Below are 19,509 nucleotides of genomic sequence, written 5' to 3'. Positions count from 1 at the left end.
GACTAAATATTGGGATCCTTTAGGGACACGCTCATAACCGTCACACTGTGATCGCGATAATATTCCTCCGTCATCACAGTCCAGCCAAGTTTTGCATAGAAACCAGCCTGATCCGGCGTGAACAGATAGAGATTGGCAACGCCGGCTGTCTTAGCTTGCAACATGACATGTTTTACCAACGCTGAGCCGATGCCCTGCCGGCGAAATTCGGGGGCCACGTAAACACTGGCCAACCATGGCCTCAGTTCCGGGCGGGTATCCATATCGCTTTCTATGATGGCTGCCGAGCCGGCTAGCTGGTCTTCATGTTTGTATATGAAGGTGCTCGGAATTAGTTTGTTGCTTAAATAAGCCTGCATTTTTTGGATGCGGTGTTCCAAGGCTTGGTCCGGATTCAGATCGGCCCATTCGGCGTGGTGCCATTGGGCTAGGGTGGGGATTTGGTGGGGTTCTTGGGAGAGGTTGATGATGGTCATAGTTGATGTCGCTATCGCGACGGATTGTTTTAAAGTCGGGTCTCGGCCCGACAGCCGCGACACTTTTCGCTACGAAAACCATCCTTGGTTTTCGCCCTTCGGGCCAGCCTATCGGCTGTTCAAATTCGCTCCAAGCGAATTTGTGCTTGTCCAAAGAAAAGTATCCAAAAGAAAAGACACCCGGATTTCGCCCTGATCCTGCACTTCACAGTTTTTTGCAGGGGTTGGCGAAAGGGGCTTCCTGCCCCTTCGCCAACGAGCGGCATCCCTGCCGCTCCCCTAACGGGCTAATCCTGCAAAAAACTGCGATGCTCGGGGTCGAAATACGGGATCAAAACCGACTCCAAAGATAAAAGTCCCTTCTCCCCCAGGGAGAAGGTTAGGATGAGGGAAACTCAAATAAACGTTGTAATAACCATGTATCCCCTCACCCCAGCCCTCTCCCGTGAGGAGAGGGAGCGTATATACCCCTACTACGCAGCGACGGTGTTTCCCCGTATGCCGCGCCGAGCGCCGGAGCTTTTATCGAGAATAGCCCGAAGGGGTGCGGCAGGGATGCCGCACGTCGGCGGAGGGGCTGGGAAGCCCCTTCTGCCGACCCTCGATAAAAGCTTCGGCGCGCAGGATCAAAGCGGCATCCGGGCCGCCTTTTCTTTGGATACTTTCTTTTGGCGGAGCAAAAGAAAGTATCTCGGTCGTCGGTCCGAGAACCGACATTAGAATCAGCCGTCGCGACAGCGACACAAAATTGTAGCCTGCATAGGTAAAGATCGTGCTTGCCCTGCCAAGCAGAATTAATTAGGAATCCAAGGCACACGAAAAATTTTCTTCCAATCATGTTGTCGAGTGGGAAGAAGTGACCTCATGTTCGTAGCATGAAATAGTAGGCAATACCGCACAAAGAGGCTGTCAAGCATATCGATGCAATCGTCTAACTGTTTATATGTAGGAAGTTGCTTTGGACCTCGTCTGTCACGATGTGCAACACGTCTGTCTGCAAAATCCTCACATACAGCACTTGTCTCACGCAGATGCTTTAGGTCACAAGAAACTCTGTCGGGATCAATATGTTTACAATTTGGATCAGCAAACCGATTAAAGTCTTTGTCGGCAAAACCCTCAACAAGTGAGCCTTTATAAAGTGAGACATAATAATCGCGGCTTAAAATTTGAGGAGATGCGACCATTTCAGTCAACAACCGAGCTAAAGAAATACTTTGATCATCGCATTTTACTTGACGGCGAACCCCGCTAACCACATGGGACACATAGGTGTTAGTAAAATATCTATAAAATGAATTAGCTTCGTGCAACTCAGGATTATCGCTAATTATTTTCTGGACTTCATGAAAGGTATGCTTTGCAACGACAAGTTCTCGAATCTCTGACTTTATAATATCAAGCCATTTCAGCCATTTTTCGAGTTTCTTGTCCATGATTTCTTGGTTAGGGGCCTGAATTAACAAGACCTAGCCGCCTAGAAACTCTCACCAAATCCTCCTCCGTATCCACCCCCGCCTCCGGCGTCTTATCAACTACGCGAACCAATACCCGCTCCCCATGCCAAAGAATCCGAAGCTGCTCCAACGACTCAACACTCTCTAACGGCGACGCAGCCCAACCGCAATACCGCTGCAAAAAACCCACCGTATAAGCATACATACCAATATGCCTCAAATGCGGCAAAGCAGCAGACGCAATATCGTGCTTGTCAGGAAAAGTCGAACGGTTCCACGGAATCGCCGCCCGGCTAAAATACAAGGCATAACCATTTTTATCCAACACCACCTTCACCGCATTCGGATTGAAAATTTCCTCCACGTCCAAAATCTTAGCCGCCAAGGTGGCAATCCCAGCCTGTTCCTGTCCAGCCAGCGCCAAGGCCGCATCGCGAATATAAGCCGGTGGAATCAACGGTTCATCGCCTTGCAGATTCACGGCGATCTGTTCGTCGGCCCAGCCCATGATCCGCGCTACCTCGGCGATACGTTCGGTGCCGGACTGGTGGTTTGGATCGGTCATTACCGCTTGCAAACCTAAGTCGCTGACCGCATCGAAGATGCGTTGGTCGTCGGTCGCCACTACCACTTGCTCGGCGTCGGCTTCCAGCGCGCGTTCGCATACATGCACGATCATCGGTTTGCCCGCGATGTCCAACAAGGGCTTACCCGGCAAGCGGGTGGAGCCGTAGCGGGCCGGAATGACGACTTTGAAACCGCCGCTCATTTACGCAGAGCGTCCGCTTCTTCGAAGCTCAGTTCGCGGGCTTCGTCTTCCAGCATTACCGGAATATCATCGCGGATCGGGAAGGCTAAATTGTCGGCTTTGCAAATCAATTCCTGCTTGTCTTTGTCGTAAATCAGGGAGCTTTTACACAGCGGGCAGGCCAGAATCTCGAGTAGTTTTTTATCCATGAGCTTTGTCTTTTAGTAGTTTTAACAGTTGTTGAGAAAATGCCTCGGGCAATTCGGCATCGATAGGTAAATACCAGTGCTGGTCGGTCGCGAAGCGGGCGCATTTCACCGAGTCCTTTTCGGTCATAAGCACCGGGCGAGGCTCTTTAAATTGCAAGTCTTCGGCAGTAAACGGATGGTGGTCGGGCAAGGCGTGGGTTTGACAATCCAGTCCGGCAGCCGCCAATTGCGCAAAGAAGCGTGCCGGATTGCCTATCGCAGCGACGGCGTGGCAAGCCATGCCTTTGAATTCGACCAGCGGTTTTCGTTCGCCGGTTTTCATGTTGATCAGTTGCTGGCCCTTGCAGTGCATCGGCAGTTCGCCTTCCAGCAGTTCATCCGGGCCGTTGACCACCACCAAATCCACTTGTTTGACTCGTTCCTGCGGCTCGCGCAGCGGGCCAACCGGCAGACAATAACCGTTACCGAAGCGGCGCTGACCGTCTACCACGACGATTTCGATGTCGCGCTCCAATGCGTAATGCTGCAAACCGTCATCAGAGATTAAGACATCACAGGCGTTACTAGACAACAATTGCCGACCCGCCGCTACTCGCTCCGCCCCTACCACAATCGGGCAATCGCAACGTTTGGCTAACAACACCGCTTCGTCACCGACTTGCGCCGGGTCGCTGTCGGCGGTGACTGCTTGCGGACTGGTGCTGGCCGCGCCGGCATAACCGCGACTGATCACGCCCGGTTTGTAGCCGTGTTGTTTCAGAAATTCGACCATCCAGATCACCAAGGGCGTCTTGCCGGTACCGCCCACGGTAATGTTACCGACGATGATTACCGGCACCGGTAGCCTGGTTTTTTTCAATACGCCGATGCGGTACAAAAAGCGCCGCAAGCGGATGGCATCGACATACAACATCGACCAGGGCATCAGCCAAGCCGAGATGTACATCTCCTTGTACCAGGCGTCCTCAAACCATTTCACTAATTTCGGGTTCATTATTTTTCCGGGCGGTTGATAGCAAAAGTGATGTGGTGAAAGCCTAATTGATTGGCGACATCCAAGGCGCTGACTACGGCTTGATGCGGGGCTTTGCCGTCGGCGCTGATGATGAACGGTAACAATCTGGACTCGCCGGCGGTTTGCGCCAGGGCGGCTTTCAAACCATCCAGGTTTTGATTCACCAGCTCATGAAACTGGTTGTCGTCACCGGCCAAGGCATAAGTGCCTTTGGCATCGACGTATAAATTAATGGTCTTAGCCTGCTCCGTGGCGTCGCTGCCTTGGGCTTCAGGCAGGTTGATCTTCAATTCGGAGTGATGACGAAACGTGGTAGCGACCATGAAGAAAAATAGTAAAACCAGCAACACGTCTATCATTGGGATTAAGCCGATATCGACCTGCGTACGGCGTTTGCGGCGGAATTGCATTAAATATCCTCGCGCGCGCCTTGCATGATGTCGATCAGGCGCAGCGACTCTTCTTCCATCCGCACCACGTGATCATCAACCAGACGTTCGAAATAACGGTGAAAAAACAGGCTGGGAATCGCCACGGTCAAACCCGAAGCGGTACAAATCAAGGCTTCGGAAATGCCGCCGCTCAACACCGCAGGATCGCCCATGCCGCCTATCGCGATGTCGGAAAACACCCGGATAATGCCGTCCACTGTGCCCAATAATCCTAACAAAGGCGTGATCGAAGCGATGCTGCCCAGTGCATTTAAATAACGCTCCAGCTCGTGCGTCACCTGCCGGCCCACTTCCTCGATACTGGATTTCATGATTTCCCGGCCATGTTTGCGATTCAATAAGCCGGCTGCCAGAATCCGCCCGAGCGGCGAACTCAGTTTAATGCGCCTGATGGTCGGTTCGTCGAGTTTCTTGTCTCTATGCAATTGCCAAATGTACGGCACCAAATCGACGGGAATGATGCGTTTGCGTTGCAAGGACCAAAAGCGTTCGCCGATGATCGCCATCGCCACGATGGAACACAAGATGATCGGCGCCATCATCCAGCCGCCGTTTTTGATTACTTCAAACACGTTGTCTATCCCTCTTTCCTGAAACCTGTCAATTTTAACCCAATCCGAGGCGAGATTGCCGAGCCACACCGATATAGGTAATCAGCAAAGCCACGCAACACACCAGGGCGGCGATGATATACACCAGGCGGCCACCTAGCATGTCCCAGAAATAACCGCTGTAAAGACTGCCTATCATGCCGCCCAAGCCAAAACTGATACTGCTGTAAAGCGCCTGCCCTTTGCTTTGATGGCGTTCGCCGAAATACTGAAACAGCAATTGCATAGCCACGACATGCGCGACCCCAAACGTGGCTGCGTGCAGAATTTGCGCGATGATCGTCAATGCCAGCGAATCCACCCCATCAGCGATTAACAGCCAACGCACTACGCTGAGTGATACCGCAAAAAGCAATAGCGTGCGCGGCGAGAGCCATTTCAACAACTGGCGCATCGCCATGAACAGCAATACCTCCGCCGCTACGCCGCTGGCCCATAACAAACCGGTTTCGGTGGCCGAATAGCCGTGTTGTTTTAGGTAAACCGAATAAAACACATAGTAAGGACCGTGCGCGACTTGCAGCAGCATGTAAACCAGCAAAAATGCCAGCAGCTCCGGCTTGAGTAGAATTTGCCAGATGCCGCCGGTTTCGGTATGTACTAAACGCGGCTTTGCTTCCGGCGTGATTAAAGCCATCAGCCAATTCAACAACATCAAGCTACCGATAATCCAGGGCAAATAGGCAATGCTAAATTGATCCAGAAACCGGCCTATGCCCAGAACTGCGGCAATAAAGCCGATAGATCCCCATAGCCGGATTTGGCTGTAGCGCTGCGGTTCGGCTTGCAGATGAAACAGGGTCGCGGCTTCAAACTGCGGCAAGGTGGCATTCCAGAAAAAGCTGAAAAGCACAGTCACCGCGGCAAACCATAGATAATCGCTGCGGTACAAAAAACCGGCAAAGCACAGCACCGACAGCAGCGAGGTGATGCGAATCAGACGTAAACTACGTCCGGTTTTGTCGGCCAGCCAACCCCAGTAATTCGGCGCAATAATCTTGGTAGCCACCAAAAAAGCCGTCAGCTCGCCGATTTCGGTGGCGGCGAAACCGACTTGTTTAAGGTATAAACTCCAAAACGGCAGGAATGCGCCCAGCGTGGCGAAATAGCAAAAGTAAAAGCCGGATAAGCGCCAGTAAGGTACGCTCATTCAGCGCAGAATCGGCAATCCTGAATTTACATGCAGGTTTTGCGCGCGATGCCGGAGCAAATGATCCATCAAGACGATGGCGACCATCGCTTCGGCGATAGGCGTGGCGCGGATGCCGACGCAAGGATCGTGGCGGCCTTCGGTGACCACTTCAATCACTTCACCTTTGCTGTTGATGCTACGGCCCGGCAAACGTAGGCTGGAGGTGGGTTTTAAGGCAATCCGGGCGATGATGTCCTGGCCACTGGAAATCCCACCTAAAATGCCGCCGGCATGGTTGCTTAAAAAGCCTTCCGGGGTGATTTCGTCACGAAATTTCGTGCCTTTGGTATCGATGCACTCAAAACCGTCACCAATCTCCACGCCTTTAACGGCGTTGATACTCATCAAAGCATAAGCCAGTTCGGCATCCAGGCGGTCGAAAATCGGTTCGCCTAGGCCGGGCGGCACGTTGCTGGCGATTACTTCGATCTTCGCGCCTATCGACTCGCCTTCCTTGCGCAGTGCATCCATGTATTTTTCCATTTCTTCAACTTTGCCGGCATCGGGGCAGAAGAACGGATTGTTAGGAATTTCGTTCCAGTCGAATGCGTCAATTTTGATCGGACCCAGTTGCGACAAGTAGCCGCGCACCAAGACGCAATGTTCTTGGAACAGATATTTCTTGGCAATCGCGCCGGCGGCAACGCGCATTGCGGTCTCGCGGGCCGAGGAGCGGCCGCCGCCGCGATAATCTCTAAACCCGTATTTGTGCTGGTAGGTGTAATCGGCGTGGCCGGGTCGGAAGCTCTCGGCAATTTTCGAATAATCCTTGGAGCGTTGATCGGTGTTTTCGATCATCAGCCCAATCGGGCAACCTGTGGTTTTGCCTTCGAATACGCCGGACAGGATTTTTACTTCATCGGCTTCGCGGCGCTGCGTGGTATGCCTAGACGTGCCAGGTTTGCGCCTATCCAAATCGATCTGCAAATCCGCTTCCGACAGTTCCAAACCGGGAGGGCAGCCATCGACGATAGCCAACAAGGCCGGGCCGTGGCTTTCGCCGGAGGTGGTGACGGTAAATAATTTTCCTATGCTGTTTCCGGACATGGTTATAAAGCGCTAACAAAGTGTGAGTGATAAAGAGAGACTTGTGCTGCGGTGAGCAGAAATACGCCGTCGCCGCCACGCTCGAATTCCAACCATTGGAACGGCACGTCCGGGAACATTTCCTGCAAGGTTTCGGCGCTGCTACCGACCTCAATGATCAGGATGCCCTGCTCCGCCAGGTAGCGTTTGGCGTCAACCAGAATCCGCAACACCAGATCGAGGCCGTGCTCGCCGCCGGTAAAGCCCATCTCGGGCTCAGCATGAAATTCCGCAGGCAAGCTTTCCCATTCGGCGATAGCAACATAGGGCGGATTGCTGACGATGATGTCGTAAGGCTTGGCCGGCAAGTCGTTGAATAAATCGGATTGATAGAGTTGGACTTGCTCTTCCAGTTCATGTTTTTCAATGTTGACCTGGGCTACCGCTAACGCATCGTCCGACAATTCCACTGCATCCACTTGCGCATCCGGGAAGGCATAAGCGCAGGCGATAGCGATGCAGGCGCTACCGGTACATAAATCCAGGATGTTGAACACTTGGGTTTCTTCCACCCAAGGCTCGAAGCGTTCGGCGATGAGTTCGGCGATGGGCGAGCGCGGCACCAAGACCCGTTCATCGACATAAAACGAAAGGCCGGCAAAAATCGCTTCGTGGGTTAAATACGCAGACGGCTTACGCTCGACGATACGGCGTTCGATCAACGCCACCACCGCCTGGCGTTCGGCCATGGTCAACACCGAATCCAGATAGCCGTGATCCAAATCGTAAGGCTGATGTAAGGTATGCAACACAATCGCCGCGGCTTCATCCAAAGGCGTGACCGTGCCGTGACCCAGAAAAACCTGATGCTCGGCAAACCGGCTGGCAGCCCAGCGAATATAGTCTCTGATGCTGCTGAGGGTTGTGATAACATCCGGGCCTGTTATATTCATAGCGTGTCTATACTTAAAAATACGTTTAAAAATGCAGCAGCGGATTTTAAACCAATCCCCCGCCGCTTGCCCGAATAAAGCACAGTAAATGACCGAGGCCCATTCTCAAGCGCTATCCGCCAAACTGGCAAAAAATCGTCTGTATCAGGATTGTTTTAAATATATGCAATCCGATTCCTTGGCGTTACCGACCATCCCGGATGTCTCGGTAAAAATCCGCCGGGCAATTAACGAACCCAACGCCAACAGCAATAAAATCGCCCGAGTCGTGCAAATCGACCCCAGTATTACTGCGCGCTTGGTCAAAATCTCCAATAGCCCGCTATACCGGGGCCGGCGCAAGATCGAAAGCTGTCCGGAAGCCTTGACCCGTTTGGGCTTGAAAGCCGCGCAGGACATTATTACCGCCTTCGCGTTAAAAGCGGTGTTCAACGCCAAATCACCGGTGATTCGCCGTAAGATGCAAGAGCTTTGGGTGCATAGCAGTTACGTGGCGGCGATCAGTGCGGTATTTGCCCATAAAACGCCCGGCTTCGATCCGGACCGGGCCATGTTGGCCGGCTTGATTCACGATATTGGCGTGGTGCCGATTCTGGCTTACGCCGACCGGCAACCGGAGATTTTGGCTAATCCGGGCGACTTGGCTGAAGCGGTGCGCGAATTGCGCAGCCCGATTGGCGTGCAAATTATCCGCAAATGGGATTTTCCCAGCGACTTTGAAGACGTGATCATCCACGCTGAAAACTGGCACCGCGACAGCGGCGAAACCGCCAGTTACAGCGACATAGTCATGATTTCGCAATTGCATAGCTTCATCGGCAAGATAGACATCAAACAAATGCCCAAGCTGGACGAATTGCCTGCTTATAAAAAATTGGCAAAAGGCAATCTGGATGCGGATTTAAGTATCAATATTCTCGACCAGGCTAAAGATGAGATCGAGCATATCCGGCAGATGTTGAGTTAAACCGCTCAGCGCCAGCGTTGGCAATCTACTCGAGTTGCGGAATAATTCGGCCCTGATTGAATTGCGCAAATTGTAATTCGTAACCCTGAGTATTCTTGGATTTTTTCTTACCAAAGGAGTTAGCTAGATGAAACATACATTATTAATCGCCGCCTTGCTGCCCACCCTATTTGCAAACCCCGCGCAAGCCGGTAGCCTGGCCAACGGCAGTTGGCAACCCAGCGGTTGCGGCGCCGTGCCCGAGTCACCTACTATCGATGCCGGCAATATCGATGCCTACAATAAAAGCATTGCGGCGATCAACGCCTGGCAACAAAAATCCCGCGATTATTTCGAATGCTTGATCAAAGAAGCCAACACCGATAACGGCATCATTGCTGACCACGCCAATCAGGCTCAGGCCAAATATCGGGAAACAGTCGAAAAAATCGGCGCACAAGCCGAGGCAGCCAAGAAAAAACTCGATAAAGAATAAGCTGGCGCGCACTGCAAGCTGCAGTTGCTGCGGCCGACACGTTATTTTTACCAGCGTTTACAATTCGCGCCCCGATTAAGCCTCCCGAGCAACTGGGATTTATCATAAAATCTCCGCATGACATGCAGCAGCCATTCGCGTAACGCGGGGGCTGCGCTCCTATACCACCACTCTCTAGCAATAAACACTACCCAAGCCATGAAAAAAATCGACATCAAGCTGCTGATACTGGCGATCAGCGTGCTGTTAAACGGTTGCGCCAGTCTCGGCAAAGGGATTACCGAAGCCATTCTGGAAAAGCAGGAAGCGGAAGACACCCGCATATGCGAAATCAAAGGCGATAAATTCGAAGGCATCAAACCGCAGCTGGAAGTGCATGACCGGAAAATGAAGCTGCTGATGGTGCACGGAGTCGGCAACCACTTGCCGGGTTACTCCACCCAGTTCATGGAAAAGCTGGCCAAGGAACTTGATCTGACCGTCACCAGCAAAAATGTCAAAAATATCCGCTTGGCCGATGCAAAAGGCCTTGAGCGACCACTGGGCAATTTGCGTATCCACCGTTATCTGGATGCTAATAAGTCGCAGGAAATGCTGTTTTACGAGCTAACCTGGTCGGAGATTAGTGCCAAGGAAAAAGAAGTATTGTCCTACGATAACTCCGGAGAGCAGTCGTTTCGCCGCGCCGAAGTCAACGATTTGTTAAAAAAATTCTCTAACGATACCGGACCGGACCCTATCATTTATCTGGGAGAGAAACGCGAGGATATTTTGTCGGCATTCGCGCAATCCTTCTGCTGGATGATCCACGGCGACTGGAACAACCTGCCGGACGACGTCAAGCAAACCTGCTCCACCAAGAACGTCACACCGTTTTACAACGACAGCTACGCCTTCATCTCCCACAGTTTGGGTAGCCGCATTACTATCGACGGCTTGCAACAAATTGCCTCGAAGCTGGGCAACGGCGAAACGGCCAGCTACTACACCGCATTAACCAATGTTTTAAAGAATAAAGAGATACCTATTTACATGATGTCCAACCAATTGCCCATGCTGCAATTGGGACGGGCACTACCGGAAGTGGCGAATCATGCCGACACTTATTGCCAAGCCGACGGCGCCAAATACAATGAACGGATCATGGCGAAAACTTCGGTGATCGCGTTTAGCGACCCCAACGATTTACTCAGCTATGCCATTCCGCACGATTTCGTGAATAAATATCTGGATTCGCGATTATGCGTGAATGTCACCAATATCAATATTAACGTCGCCAGGGTTTATGATGCGTTTGGCTTGGGTAAACTGGCGAATCCGATGGATGCCCATATCGGCTACGATACGGACGACCGGGTGATTGCCTTGATCGCCAAAGGCATCGCTAACGAACACACCGCACCTATCGTCAAAGAGCGCTGTCACTGGGTGGAAACCATTGATTAAGCTTTTTAGGGTATGGCTGAAGGCTTAGCCATGCCCTTCCCCTCGCATTACCCCTCACAGCAGTCCTGCCCACTTCACCCTCGCTTCACATTCCCACCATCATCCGCTCACCTTGCCGGTGCATGCTGTTCATCGTCTTTTAACTCCACGGAATAAACGCGATGCAAAAAAAACTCTGGCAAAAGATCTGCATAATGTTCGGTCTGACTTTGGTGCTGCTGATACCGATAGGCATGATAAAAAATCTGGTGGGCGAACGCGCCGAACGCCAACAACAGGCGGTGAGCGACATTGCCGCCAGTTCTGCCGGTCCCCAGCAATTGTTCGGCCCGTTGTTGACTGTACCTTACACCGAGCGCTGGACCGAGATTATCGAAACCAAACAGGACGGACTGCCCAAGCGTGAACAAATCGAACGTGTCGATAATCGGCTGCTGTATTTTCTTCCCGAGCACCTGAATATAGCCGGCGAGCTTGCTACGGAAACCAAGCAGCGCGGCCTGTTCAAAGTGCGCTCTTATGTACTGAATGTCAGCATCAAAGGCGATATGAAACTGCCCGGTGCTTACGGCAATCCCAAGCCGCTACATAACGGCCAGATCAGTTTCGGCACCCCTTACGCCAGCGTCGTGCTGGCAGATATGCGCGGGGTACTGGAAGCGCCGGGCATGGAATGGGGCGGCAAGCAATATGCCTTCGAACAAGGCGCGGAGTTACCCATGCACCAAGCCAACGGCATGCACGTGTCATTGGATGCACCGCCGGTCGAGTTCGGCGCCATCAACATACCGTTTGCTTTCACGCTAAAAATACGCGGCATCGAATCGCTGGATTTTATTCCGGCCGGCAAGCAAACCCGCGTGGAATTATCCTCAGCCTGGCAGCACCCCAGCTTTTACGGCCGATTTCTGCCTGATCCGCAAACCCAGCAAGTCGGCGAGGCCGGTTTTCATGCGTTATGGTCGGTTGATGCGCTGGCGTCGAACGTCGCCGAAAGTCTTGGTAAGTGCCAGGCTATCAGTTGTTACGACAGCTTTGGTATACGTTTGATGGAACCCATTAATGTCTATTCCTTGTCTGATAGAGCCAGTAAATACGGCTTCCTGTTCGTCTGTCTGACTTTTGCAGCCATCTTTCTGTTCGAAATTCTGAAAAATCTGGCGATTCATCCGGCGCAATACGCCTTGGTGGGTTTGGCGTTGGCGATGTTTTTTCTGCTGCTGTTGAGTTTGTCGGAGCATTTGGACTTTGTGCTGGCGTATTTAATCGCCAGTGCTGCCTGCGTAATACTGATCGGCTTCTATCTCAGTGCAGTGTTGCGCAGCGCCAAACGCGGTATTAGCGCCGGCGCCTTACTGAGCGGCTTGTTCGGAAGTTTGTATGGCTTGTTGGAGTCAGAGGATAACGCGCTGATGCTCGGATCTTTACTGATGTTTGTCTTGTTGGCCCTGGCGATGGTTACCACGCGGCGCCTGGATTGGTATGGACTGAGTCAATCCGCTGCCGATAACTCGGCAATCATTTAAATCCCACCGGCTCGGGGCGTTGGCTCTAAGCAGCGTTCCGAGCAACAAAATCGAGGTAGTTATGATTGTTGCTCATCTTCCGGCCGGCTATATCGTATCGACGCTGCTGTTTAGGCGATTTGCAAAATATGGGGTCACCGGGATAAATTTTCTGCGCGCCGGCATGCTCGGCAGCATCGCGCCCGATCTGGATATGATTTATTTTTATGATTTCGACCACCGCGCTCACCCACATCACAGTTATTTCAGTCACTTTCCCAGCGTCTGGCTGCTGTTATTAACGCTGGCGATCCTGTGTTTTCAGCATTGCCGGCACAAGAAGCTGCCGGTGTTGGCGCTGATTTTTACCGGCAACGGTATGTTGCATATGGTGCTGGATTATATTTCAACCAATATCTACTGGCTGGCCCCCTTCGTAAACAAGCCTTTTGCCTTGATTACGGTGCCCAGTGTCTACCAGGATTGGTGGCTGAATTTTCTGCTGCACAGATCCTTTGTGCTGGAAATTTTGCTGGTAATTTGGGCTACCGGTTTATGGTTTAGGCGTCGGTTAAATAGGCTCGAATTGGTCGAATAAACCTTAATCCGGAAGATGGATCGTTCCCTCGGCAAACAACACGGCTTGACCACCGACCCTGATGGTCAAGTTCTCCAGGCCTTTGTTATCCATTTCCAAGTGGATCAAGCTGCGGCGAGTGCTTAGATCACCGCGTTCCACCGCAAAAGTGTGGGTGCCTTTCTGAGTGTGTTCAAACGAGCACAGGTAACAACAAAACGCCGGTATCGCGCTGCCGACCGGCGGATCGGCATGGATGCCGATATTGGGTCCCAGCAAGCGGGCATTGAAGTCCGCTTCCGGGCTCGATGATTTCGGGCAAAACAGCAAGATTTCCTGCGCCGCGGTTTGCGGTGCCGTGGATTGCGCCCAAGCCGCGTAATTAAAGCGGGCTTTGCGCACCGATTCGACATTCCAAACCGGCACTACTAAATAAGGAAACCCGCAAGACACCAGGCGTGGCGAGTATTTTTTATGATCCAGCTCCGCAAGCTGCAAGCCTAAGAAACTGCAAATTTCATCGTCGCTGGGCGCAAAGCGGTCGACTATCGAATCGACGCTACGGCTAAATTGCACCAAGCTTGGTTGGCCATCCTGACTGGACAGATTAACTTGAATAACGCCGATATTTTGTTCGAACTCGAGTTTAGTCAGCGGTTCGGTTAACGCTACACCGCCGGACATAGCCAACACGTAGGCTGCGGCAATAATCGGATGCCCGGCAAAATTGATTTCGCCTAAAGGGGAAAATATGCGCATCCGCCGGTGCTTATTGCCATCGGCTTTGTGAAAAAGAAATACCGTTTCCGACAGATTCAATTCTTTGGCAATCTTGGCCATTTGCTCGGCATTCAAGCCGTCGGCCTTCGGTAATACCGCTATCTGCGCACCGTTGAAAATCTGGTCGGTAAAGACATCAGCGATATAATATTGGTAGTTCACACCTTACTCCATTTCACAGACAGCCAAAGACGGCGATTTTTGTTGCGCAGGCGACGACGCCGGCATCACGGCGACTCTGCCGTTTTCCAGGCGTACTTGATAGGCCGGCACACTGACGCCGGCATCTTCAAAGCACACACCTGTACGTAGATGGAAATGCTGTTTATACATCGGCGACGCGACCATCGGTTCGCCGCTTATGTCGCCTATCATACCGCGCGACAGAACGTTGGCGTGGCTAAACGGATCGAAGTTACCGATGGCATAGACTTCCTGCCGGCGTTGCAGGTAAAAAATCGCGACTTGTTTGCCTTTTACTAAGGCACACACCCCAGAATCGGCTTGCAAATCGTCGATGCCGCACACATCTATCCACGTACTCATTATGCCGCCTCCTCGATCAATTTGAAATGTTTACGTTCTTGCGCGTTGGCTGGCCGCACTTGGCCGCGTTCCTCGACAAACACCACGTTGTCGTCGGCTTGATCGCTGTTGACGAAATGCCGGAAGCGCTTCAGGCGTTGCTCGTCCGCCAGCGTGGTTTTCCATTCACACTGATAGGTATCGATAACGTGCTGCATCTGCCCTTCCAATTGTGCGCCTATACCCAGCCGATCCTCGATAACCACCGATTTCAAATAGTCCAAACCGCCTTCCATATTTTCCATCCATACCGAAGTCCTTTGCATCCGGTTGGCGGTGCGGACATAAAAAATCAACACCCGGTCGATGTATTTGATTAGCGTTTCTTTATCCAGATTGGTGGCAAACAAATCGGCATGACGCGGTTTCATGCCACCGTTGCCGCAGACATATAAATTCCAGCCGTTCTCGGTAGCAATCACGCCGATGTCCTTGCCTTGCGCTTCCGCGCATTCGCGGGTACAGCCCGAGACGCCGAACTTGATTTTATGCGGCGCGCGCAAGCCTTTATAGCGATTTTCCAACTCTATCGCCAAGCCGACGCTGTCATCGACACCGAACCGGCACCAGGTGCTGCCGACACAGGATTTGACGGTACGCAAGGATTTACCGTAAGCATGGCCGGATTCAAACCCTGCATCGATCAGTTCTTGCCAAATCGCCGGTAATTGCTCCACGCGGGCGCCAAACAAATCCACACGCTGGCCACCGGTGATTTTGGTGTAAAGCTGATATTTTTTGCCGACTTGGCCTATTGCGATCAACATATCCGGGGTAATCTCCCCGCCGGCAACGCGCGGCACCACCGAATAAGTGCCGTCTTTTTGCATATTGGCCAGGAAAATATCGTTGGTATCCTGCAAACCGATATGTTCTTTTTTCAGAATATAGTCGTTCCAGTGTGAAGCCAGGATGGAACCGACCGCTTGCTTGCAGACTTCGCAGCCCAAACCCTTGCCGTGTTTGTCCAGCAATTCGTCGAAGGTTTTGATTTCTTCCACCATCACCAGGTTATACAAATCCTGGCGAGTGTGCGGAAAATGCTCGCAAATATCAGTACTGACTTCCACGCCCAGCTTGGTCAATTCGCAATCCAATACCGACTTCAGCAGCGCGGAGCACCCGCCGCAACCGGTGCCGGCCTTGGTCTCGGCTTTCAGGCCGCCGAGCGTGGTGCAACCGGCTTCGATTGCGCCGCAAATCTGGCCTTTGCTGACATCGTAACAGGAGCAAATCTGCGCCGATGCGGGTAAGGCATCCGGCCCGAGACCGGCCGATTCACCGGCAAGTTGCGGCAAAATCAAAGAATCCGGATGCTCAGGCAGCTCGATGCCGTTCAAGCAATATTGCAACAAAGTGCTGTAAGCGGACGCATCGCCGACCAAAACCGCGCCCAACAGCCGTTTCTGATCCTGACTAACCACCAAGCGTTTATAGATTTCACTGGCACCGTTTTGATAGGTATACACCATCGCGCCTTGGGTCCTGGCGTGCGCATCACCGATGCTAGCCACATCGACGCCCATCAGCTTTAGTTTTGTGCTCATATCGGCACCGGTAAAACTGCCTGCTTCGCCTGCCAAATCAGCAACCACGGTACGCGCCATCGCGTAACCCGGTGCGACCAAACCGAAAATCTGCCCGTTCCACAGTGCGCATTCGCCAATCGCATAAATATCTGCATCGGAGGTACGGCACTGATTGTCGATCACTATGCCGCCGCGCGGCCCCACTTCCAAGCCGCAGCCACGGGCTATGTCGTCGCGCGGTCTGATGCCGGCGGAGAACAATACGATGTCGGTTTCCAGCGTTTCGCCATCGGCAAAATTCATTTTATGCAGGCATTCGGTGCCGTCGTCGATCAGTGTGGTGTTTTTGTTTAAATGTACTTTCACATCCAGCGCTTCGATCTTGCGCTTCAACATCGCCCCGCCGCCTTCGTCGAGCTGTACCGCCATCAAGCGCGGCGCAAATTCGACCACGTGCGTATCCAGCCCTAAGTCTTTCAAAGCCTTGGCCGCTTCCAAACCCAACAAACCGCCGCCGATGACTACACCAACTTTGGATTTGGCTGCCGCGGTTTTCATCGCTTCCAAATCTTCAATGGTCCGATACACCAGGCACTGCGGTCTTTCATGCCCCGGCACCGGCGGTACGAAAGGATAAGAGCCGGTTGCCAATACCAGTTTGTCATAATCGACTATTACACCTTTGGCAGAGGTGACTTGCTTACGCTCCCGGTCGATACTGGCCGCCTTGTCGCCTAAATAAATCTCGATACCGTGCTCGGCAAAGAAGCCGTCTTCCACCAAAGACAAATCGGCCGCGGTTTTCCCGGAAAAATACTCGGACAAATGCACCCTGTCGTAAGCCGCTCTTGGCTCTTCGCAGAATGTGACAATCCGATAGCGATCTCTCGCATTGCTAGCGACCAATCCAGCCAGAAAATTCTGGCCTACCATACCGTTGCCGATAACAACCAGGGTTTGTTTCATATTCATCAGGGGCCTCTGTTTACTCAGAATTTATGCAAACGCGCTACACGGCCTAGTGGCGGTAAGGCGATTCAAGGAGCTACTGTCTGGTCGCTACCGCCCTTTTTCGCAGCCAAAAAAAAAGGCATCCTGTTCGAATGATTGACTCATTCAAGCAGGACGCCTTTGTCCAGGTTTAATACGGGGGTAAAGTCTAACGACGAGACTTGCTAAATCTTTAACAAAATTTATGCCAACATTAAAAACCCTTTAAAAACGCCGCTTCCCGCCGCCAGACATTATTTTTTTCGCAAAATTCGCACTCAAATAAGGCAAAAAAACCGGTTACTTGCACCACTATGGGGCTATCTGATCGCGAATTGCCGGGTTTGTCGCTATTGAATCATTGGCATATAAACTGCTAAAAAAGACCAAGGAACGACAACCACGGATCATTCATGTCTTTTACGCCTTTTAAATTACTATCCATGCGCGGCAAGACCAAAGTGCTGCACATGAGCTGGATCGCGTTTTTCATCAGCTTTGTTATTTGGTTCAATCATGCGTCTTTGTTAGTACTGATCCAGCAAGATCTGGGGATCAGCGAAACCCAAATCGAAATCCTGTTATTGCTGAACGTGGCGCTGACCATTCCTGCTCGGGTGATTACCGGTATGCTGGTGGATAGATTTGGCGCGAAAATCAGTTACAGCGTGTTATTGGCCGTTTGCAGCATTCCCTGCTTCATGTTCGCGATGGCCGAAAACTTCACCGAACTGGCCTGGTCGCGGTTTTTACTGGGCTTTATCGGCGCCGGCTTCGTGGTGGGCGTGCGCATCATCGGCGACTGGTTTCCGGCCAGCCAAGTCGGCACCGCAGAAGGTATTTATGCCGGCTGGGGCAATTTCGGGTCGGCGGTTGCGGCGATTTTCCTGCCGGGACTGGCATTTTATTTCGGCGCGGAACACGGCTGGCGTTCGGCGATTGCCTTGACCGGCGTCATCGCTTTGATCTATTCGGTGATTTATTATTTCAGCGTGGAAAACCTGCCGCCGGAAATTGCCGCCCTGAAAACCCGCCGACCCATGGCGATGGAAGTCACCAGCATCCGCGACTTATTTTTATACATGCTGAGTCTGGTGCCCCTGTACGCGACCATCTCCTTATTAGCCTGGAAACTGTCCACGCCGGCCACGCCGGTCCTAACCGACGGCTGGAATCTGACTATTCATGCAGTCGTCTGGCTACTGTTCCTGATCCACGTGTTTCAATTGGTCAACAACAACGCCGACCGCCTCAGCCAACCGATTGCCAGCATCCATCATTATCAATACCGACAGGTATTCATTCTGGCGATAGCCTATCTGGTTACCTTCGGCTCCAAACTGGCCGTTTTATCGATGCTGCCGATGTTTTTCTTTAAGACATTCAACGAAACCCAAGGCACCAGTATGTTGGATGCCGGGTTTCTGGCCTCCAGTTTCGTGGTAACCAACGTCATCGCCCGGCCAGCCGGCGGCTGGCTTAGCGACAAGATTGGCCGCAAACTGTCCCTGTATTTATTCGTGGCCGGCCTGGCCGGCGGATATTGTTTGATGGCGATGATTTCTGCGCAATGGACTATCCTGGCAACGGTGGCGGTTACCTTGCTTTGCTCTATATTCATGCAAGCGGCGGAAGGCGCGATATTCGCGTTCGTCCCCTTGATCAAACGCGCCATCACCGGCGAAGTGGCCGGCATCGTCGGCGCTTACGGTAACGCAGGCGCCATCGTTTATTTGATTTTGCTGACCTTCGTCTCCACCGGGCAATTTTTCTTGATTCTGGGCCTGTCCTGTTTTCTGTTGTTGGGTTTGATTTACTACCTGGAAGAACCTAAAAACTACATCACCGAAATCATGCCTGACGGCTCTTTGCTGAAAATCGCCCTGGATTGAACATGGCAGCGCTTAATGTCTTGGTCGTCGATGAATTCGACAGCGAACCCTTGCTGGAAACCAGCTTGCGCCAGCACGGCTGTGAGGTGGTAACCTTGAAACTTAAAGAACTGGACATGATGCAAATTGTCCAGACCCTGAACCCCGACGTGGTGGTTTTGAATTTGTACGCCCCTAACGAGGCCGTCTTGCGCACCATCGTTGACATCAATCATAACTGTTCGCTGCCGGTCGTCATTTTCGCCGAAGATCAGCAAACCGAGACCATCAACAAGGTCATCAAAGCCGGGGTCAGTGCTTATATCGTCGACGGCCTGGATCCGAAACGCATCAAGGCCATCATCGATATCGCCATAGCGCGTTTCAAAGAACAACATGCTTTAAAAGAAGAATTAAAAAAGACCAAGACTCAATTGGAAGATCGCAAGCTAGTGGATCGCGCCAAGGCGATTTTAATCAAGTCGCAAGGTTACACGGAAGACCAGGCCTATCACGCCCTGCGCAAACTGGCGATGGATCGCAACATCGCCATCGGCGAAATGGCCAAGAACGTCATATCAATGGCGGAGTTGTTCAACAAGTGACGACTTGCAGAGCGGTCGCGGCAGCTATACATCACGTCAT

General features: G+C 52.2%; 20 protein-coding genes. 7 read left to right on the top strand and 13 right to left on the bottom strand.

The genetic code is table 11. From position 1 onward, the window contains the following. Positions 1 to 2 precede the first annotated feature (2 nt). From JWZ98_RS11525 to prmB, 10 genes are all read right to left on the bottom strand, one after another. Positions 3 to 476: a GNAT family N-acetyltransferase gene (locus JWZ98_RS11525; protein ID WP_205454350.1), complete on the bottom strand. Its 474-nt coding sequence runs from the start codon at positions 474 to 476 to the stop codon at positions 3 to 5. Positions 477 to 1,270: 794 nt separating this feature from the next. After that, complete coding sequence (locus tag JWZ98_RS11520; protein ID WP_171695457.1) at positions 1,271 to 1,912, bottom strand: hypothetical protein; 642 nt, start codon at positions 1,910 to 1,912, stop codon at positions 1,271 to 1,273. 10 nt (positions 1,913 to 1,922) lie between these two features. Next, positions 1,923 to 2,702, bottom strand: a complete 780-nt coding sequence (gene kdsB / locus JWZ98_RS11515) for a 3-deoxy-manno-octulosonate cytidylyltransferase (RefSeq protein WP_205454349.1) — start codon at positions 2,700 to 2,702, stop codon at positions 1,923 to 1,925. Further along, positions 2,699 to 2,890, bottom strand: coding sequence for a Trm112 family protein (locus tag JWZ98_RS11510; RefSeq protein WP_033156289.1), 192 nt, complete (start codon positions 2,888 to 2,890; stop codon positions 2,699 to 2,701). The genes kdsB and JWZ98_RS11510 overlap by 4 nt, the downstream gene beginning before the upstream one ends. Continuing rightward, a complete protein-coding gene (gene lpxK, locus JWZ98_RS11505; RefSeq protein ID WP_205454348.1) occupies positions 2,883 to 3,884 on the bottom strand; it encodes a tetraacyldisaccharide 4'-kinase in 1,002 nt (333 codons plus the stop codon). The genes JWZ98_RS11510 and lpxK overlap by 8 nt, the downstream gene beginning before the upstream one ends. Next, the gene (locus tag JWZ98_RS11500; protein WP_033156291.1) at positions 3,884 to 4,315 is read right to left on the bottom strand and encodes a biopolymer transporter ExbD; all 432 of its coding nucleotides are present in this window, start codon (positions 4,313 to 4,315) and stop codon (positions 3,884 to 3,886) included. Before JWZ98_RS11500 ends, lpxK begins: the two co-directional genes overlap by 1 nt. Beyond that, complete coding sequence (locus tag JWZ98_RS11495; RefSeq protein WP_020481246.1) at positions 4,315 to 4,929, bottom strand: MotA/TolQ/ExbB proton channel family protein; 615 nt, start codon at positions 4,927 to 4,929, stop codon at positions 4,315 to 4,317. The genes JWZ98_RS11500 and JWZ98_RS11495 overlap by 1 nt, the downstream gene beginning before the upstream one ends. A 34-nt stretch (positions 4,930 to 4,963) precedes the next feature. Beyond that, positions 4,964 to 6,118, bottom strand: coding sequence for an MFS transporter (locus JWZ98_RS11490; protein ID WP_205454347.1), 1,155 nt, complete (start codon positions 6,116 to 6,118; stop codon positions 4,964 to 4,966). Beyond that, on the bottom strand, positions 6,119 to 7,207 hold the full coding sequence (gene aroC / locus JWZ98_RS11485) for a chorismate synthase (RefSeq protein WP_033156293.1): 1,089 nt from the start codon (positions 7,205 to 7,207) through the stop codon (positions 6,119 to 6,121). A gap of 2 nt (positions 7,208 to 7,209) precedes the next feature. Then, positions 7,210 to 8,139, bottom strand: a complete 930-nt coding sequence (prmB, locus tag JWZ98_RS11480) for a 50S ribosomal protein L3 N(5)-glutamine methyltransferase (protein ID WP_033156294.1) — start codon at positions 8,137 to 8,139, stop codon at positions 7,210 to 7,212. An 88-nt stretch (positions 8,140 to 8,227) separates the two neighbouring features. Here prmB and JWZ98_RS11475 point away from each other — a divergent pair, with 88 nt between their 5' ends. The 5 genes from JWZ98_RS11475 to JWZ98_RS11455 all read left to right on the top strand — a co-directional run bounded on the left by JWZ98_RS11475 (position 8,228) and on the right by JWZ98_RS11455 (position 13,130). Then, the gene (locus JWZ98_RS11475; RefSeq protein ID WP_205454346.1) at positions 8,228 to 9,106 is read left to right on the top strand and encodes an HDOD domain-containing protein; all 879 of its coding nucleotides are present in this window, start codon (positions 8,228 to 8,230) and stop codon (positions 9,104 to 9,106) included. 127 nt (positions 9,107 to 9,233) lie between these two features. Continuing rightward, the gene (locus JWZ98_RS11470) at positions 9,234 to 9,581 is read left to right on the top strand and encodes a hypothetical protein (protein ID WP_033156296.1); all 348 of its coding nucleotides are present in this window, start codon (positions 9,234 to 9,236) and stop codon (positions 9,579 to 9,581) included. 198 nt (positions 9,582 to 9,779) lie between these two features. Beyond that, complete coding sequence (locus JWZ98_RS11465; RefSeq protein ID WP_033156297.1) at positions 9,780 to 11,027, top strand: hypothetical protein; 1,248 nt, start codon at positions 9,780 to 9,782, stop codon at positions 11,025 to 11,027. A gap of 161 nt (positions 11,028 to 11,188) precedes the next feature. Beyond that, positions 11,189 to 12,553, top strand: a complete 1,365-nt coding sequence (creD, locus tag JWZ98_RS11460) for a cell envelope integrity protein CreD (protein WP_033156298.1) — start codon at positions 11,189 to 11,191, stop codon at positions 12,551 to 12,553. Between the two features lie 61 nt (positions 12,554 to 12,614). After that, the gene (locus tag JWZ98_RS11455; protein ID WP_205454345.1) at positions 12,615 to 13,130 is read left to right on the top strand and encodes a metal-dependent hydrolase; all 516 of its coding nucleotides are present in this window, start codon (positions 12,615 to 12,617) and stop codon (positions 13,128 to 13,130) included. 3 nt (positions 13,131 to 13,133) lie between these two features. On the opposite strand, the gene JWZ98_RS11450 is transcribed toward JWZ98_RS11455, so the two are convergent. From JWZ98_RS11450 to nirB, 3 genes are read right to left on the bottom strand one after another with little or no spacing between them, the layout of a single operon-like run. Beyond that, positions 13,134 to 14,051 (bottom strand): PhzF family phenazine biosynthesis protein, encoded by a 918-nt coding sequence (locus JWZ98_RS11450; RefSeq protein WP_033156300.1) that lies wholly within the window; start codon positions 14,049 to 14,051, stop codon positions 13,134 to 13,136. A gap of 3 nt (positions 14,052 to 14,054) precedes the next feature. After that, positions 14,055 to 14,435 carry a nitrite reductase small subunit NirD gene (gene nirD, locus JWZ98_RS11445; RefSeq protein WP_033156301.1) on the bottom strand — a complete coding sequence of 127 codons (381 nt, stop codon included), beginning with the start codon at positions 14,433 to 14,435 and terminating at the stop codon, positions 14,055 to 14,057. Beyond that, positions 14,435 to 16,975: a nitrite reductase large subunit NirB gene (gene nirB / locus JWZ98_RS11440; RefSeq protein WP_101052283.1), complete on the bottom strand. Its 2,541-nt coding sequence runs from the start codon at positions 16,973 to 16,975 to the stop codon at positions 14,435 to 14,437. The genes nirD and nirB overlap by 1 nt, the downstream gene beginning before the upstream one ends. 431 nt (positions 16,976 to 17,406) lie before the next feature. On the opposite strand from nirB, the gene JWZ98_RS11435 reads away from it, so the two are divergent. Together JWZ98_RS11435 and JWZ98_RS11430 are read left to right on the top strand one after the other, a co-directional pair. Further along, a complete protein-coding gene (locus JWZ98_RS11435; protein WP_033156303.1) occupies positions 17,407 to 18,885 on the top strand; it encodes an MFS transporter in 1,479 nt (492 codons plus the stop codon). A gap of 2 nt (positions 18,886 to 18,887) precedes the next feature. Then, positions 18,888 to 19,469 (top strand): ANTAR domain-containing protein, encoded by a 582-nt coding sequence (locus JWZ98_RS11430; RefSeq protein ID WP_033156304.1) that lies wholly within the window; start codon positions 18,888 to 18,890, stop codon positions 19,467 to 19,469. Positions 19,470 to 19,509: the final 40 nt, after the last annotated feature.

The sequence above is a fragment of the Methylomonas sp. EFPC1 genome, from assembly GCF_016925515.1.
Lineage (GTDB): Bacteria > Pseudomonadota > Gammaproteobacteria > Methylococcales > Methylomonadaceae > Methylomonas > Methylomonas defluvii.
This window is presented reverse-complemented; position numbering and strand designations above follow the sequence as displayed.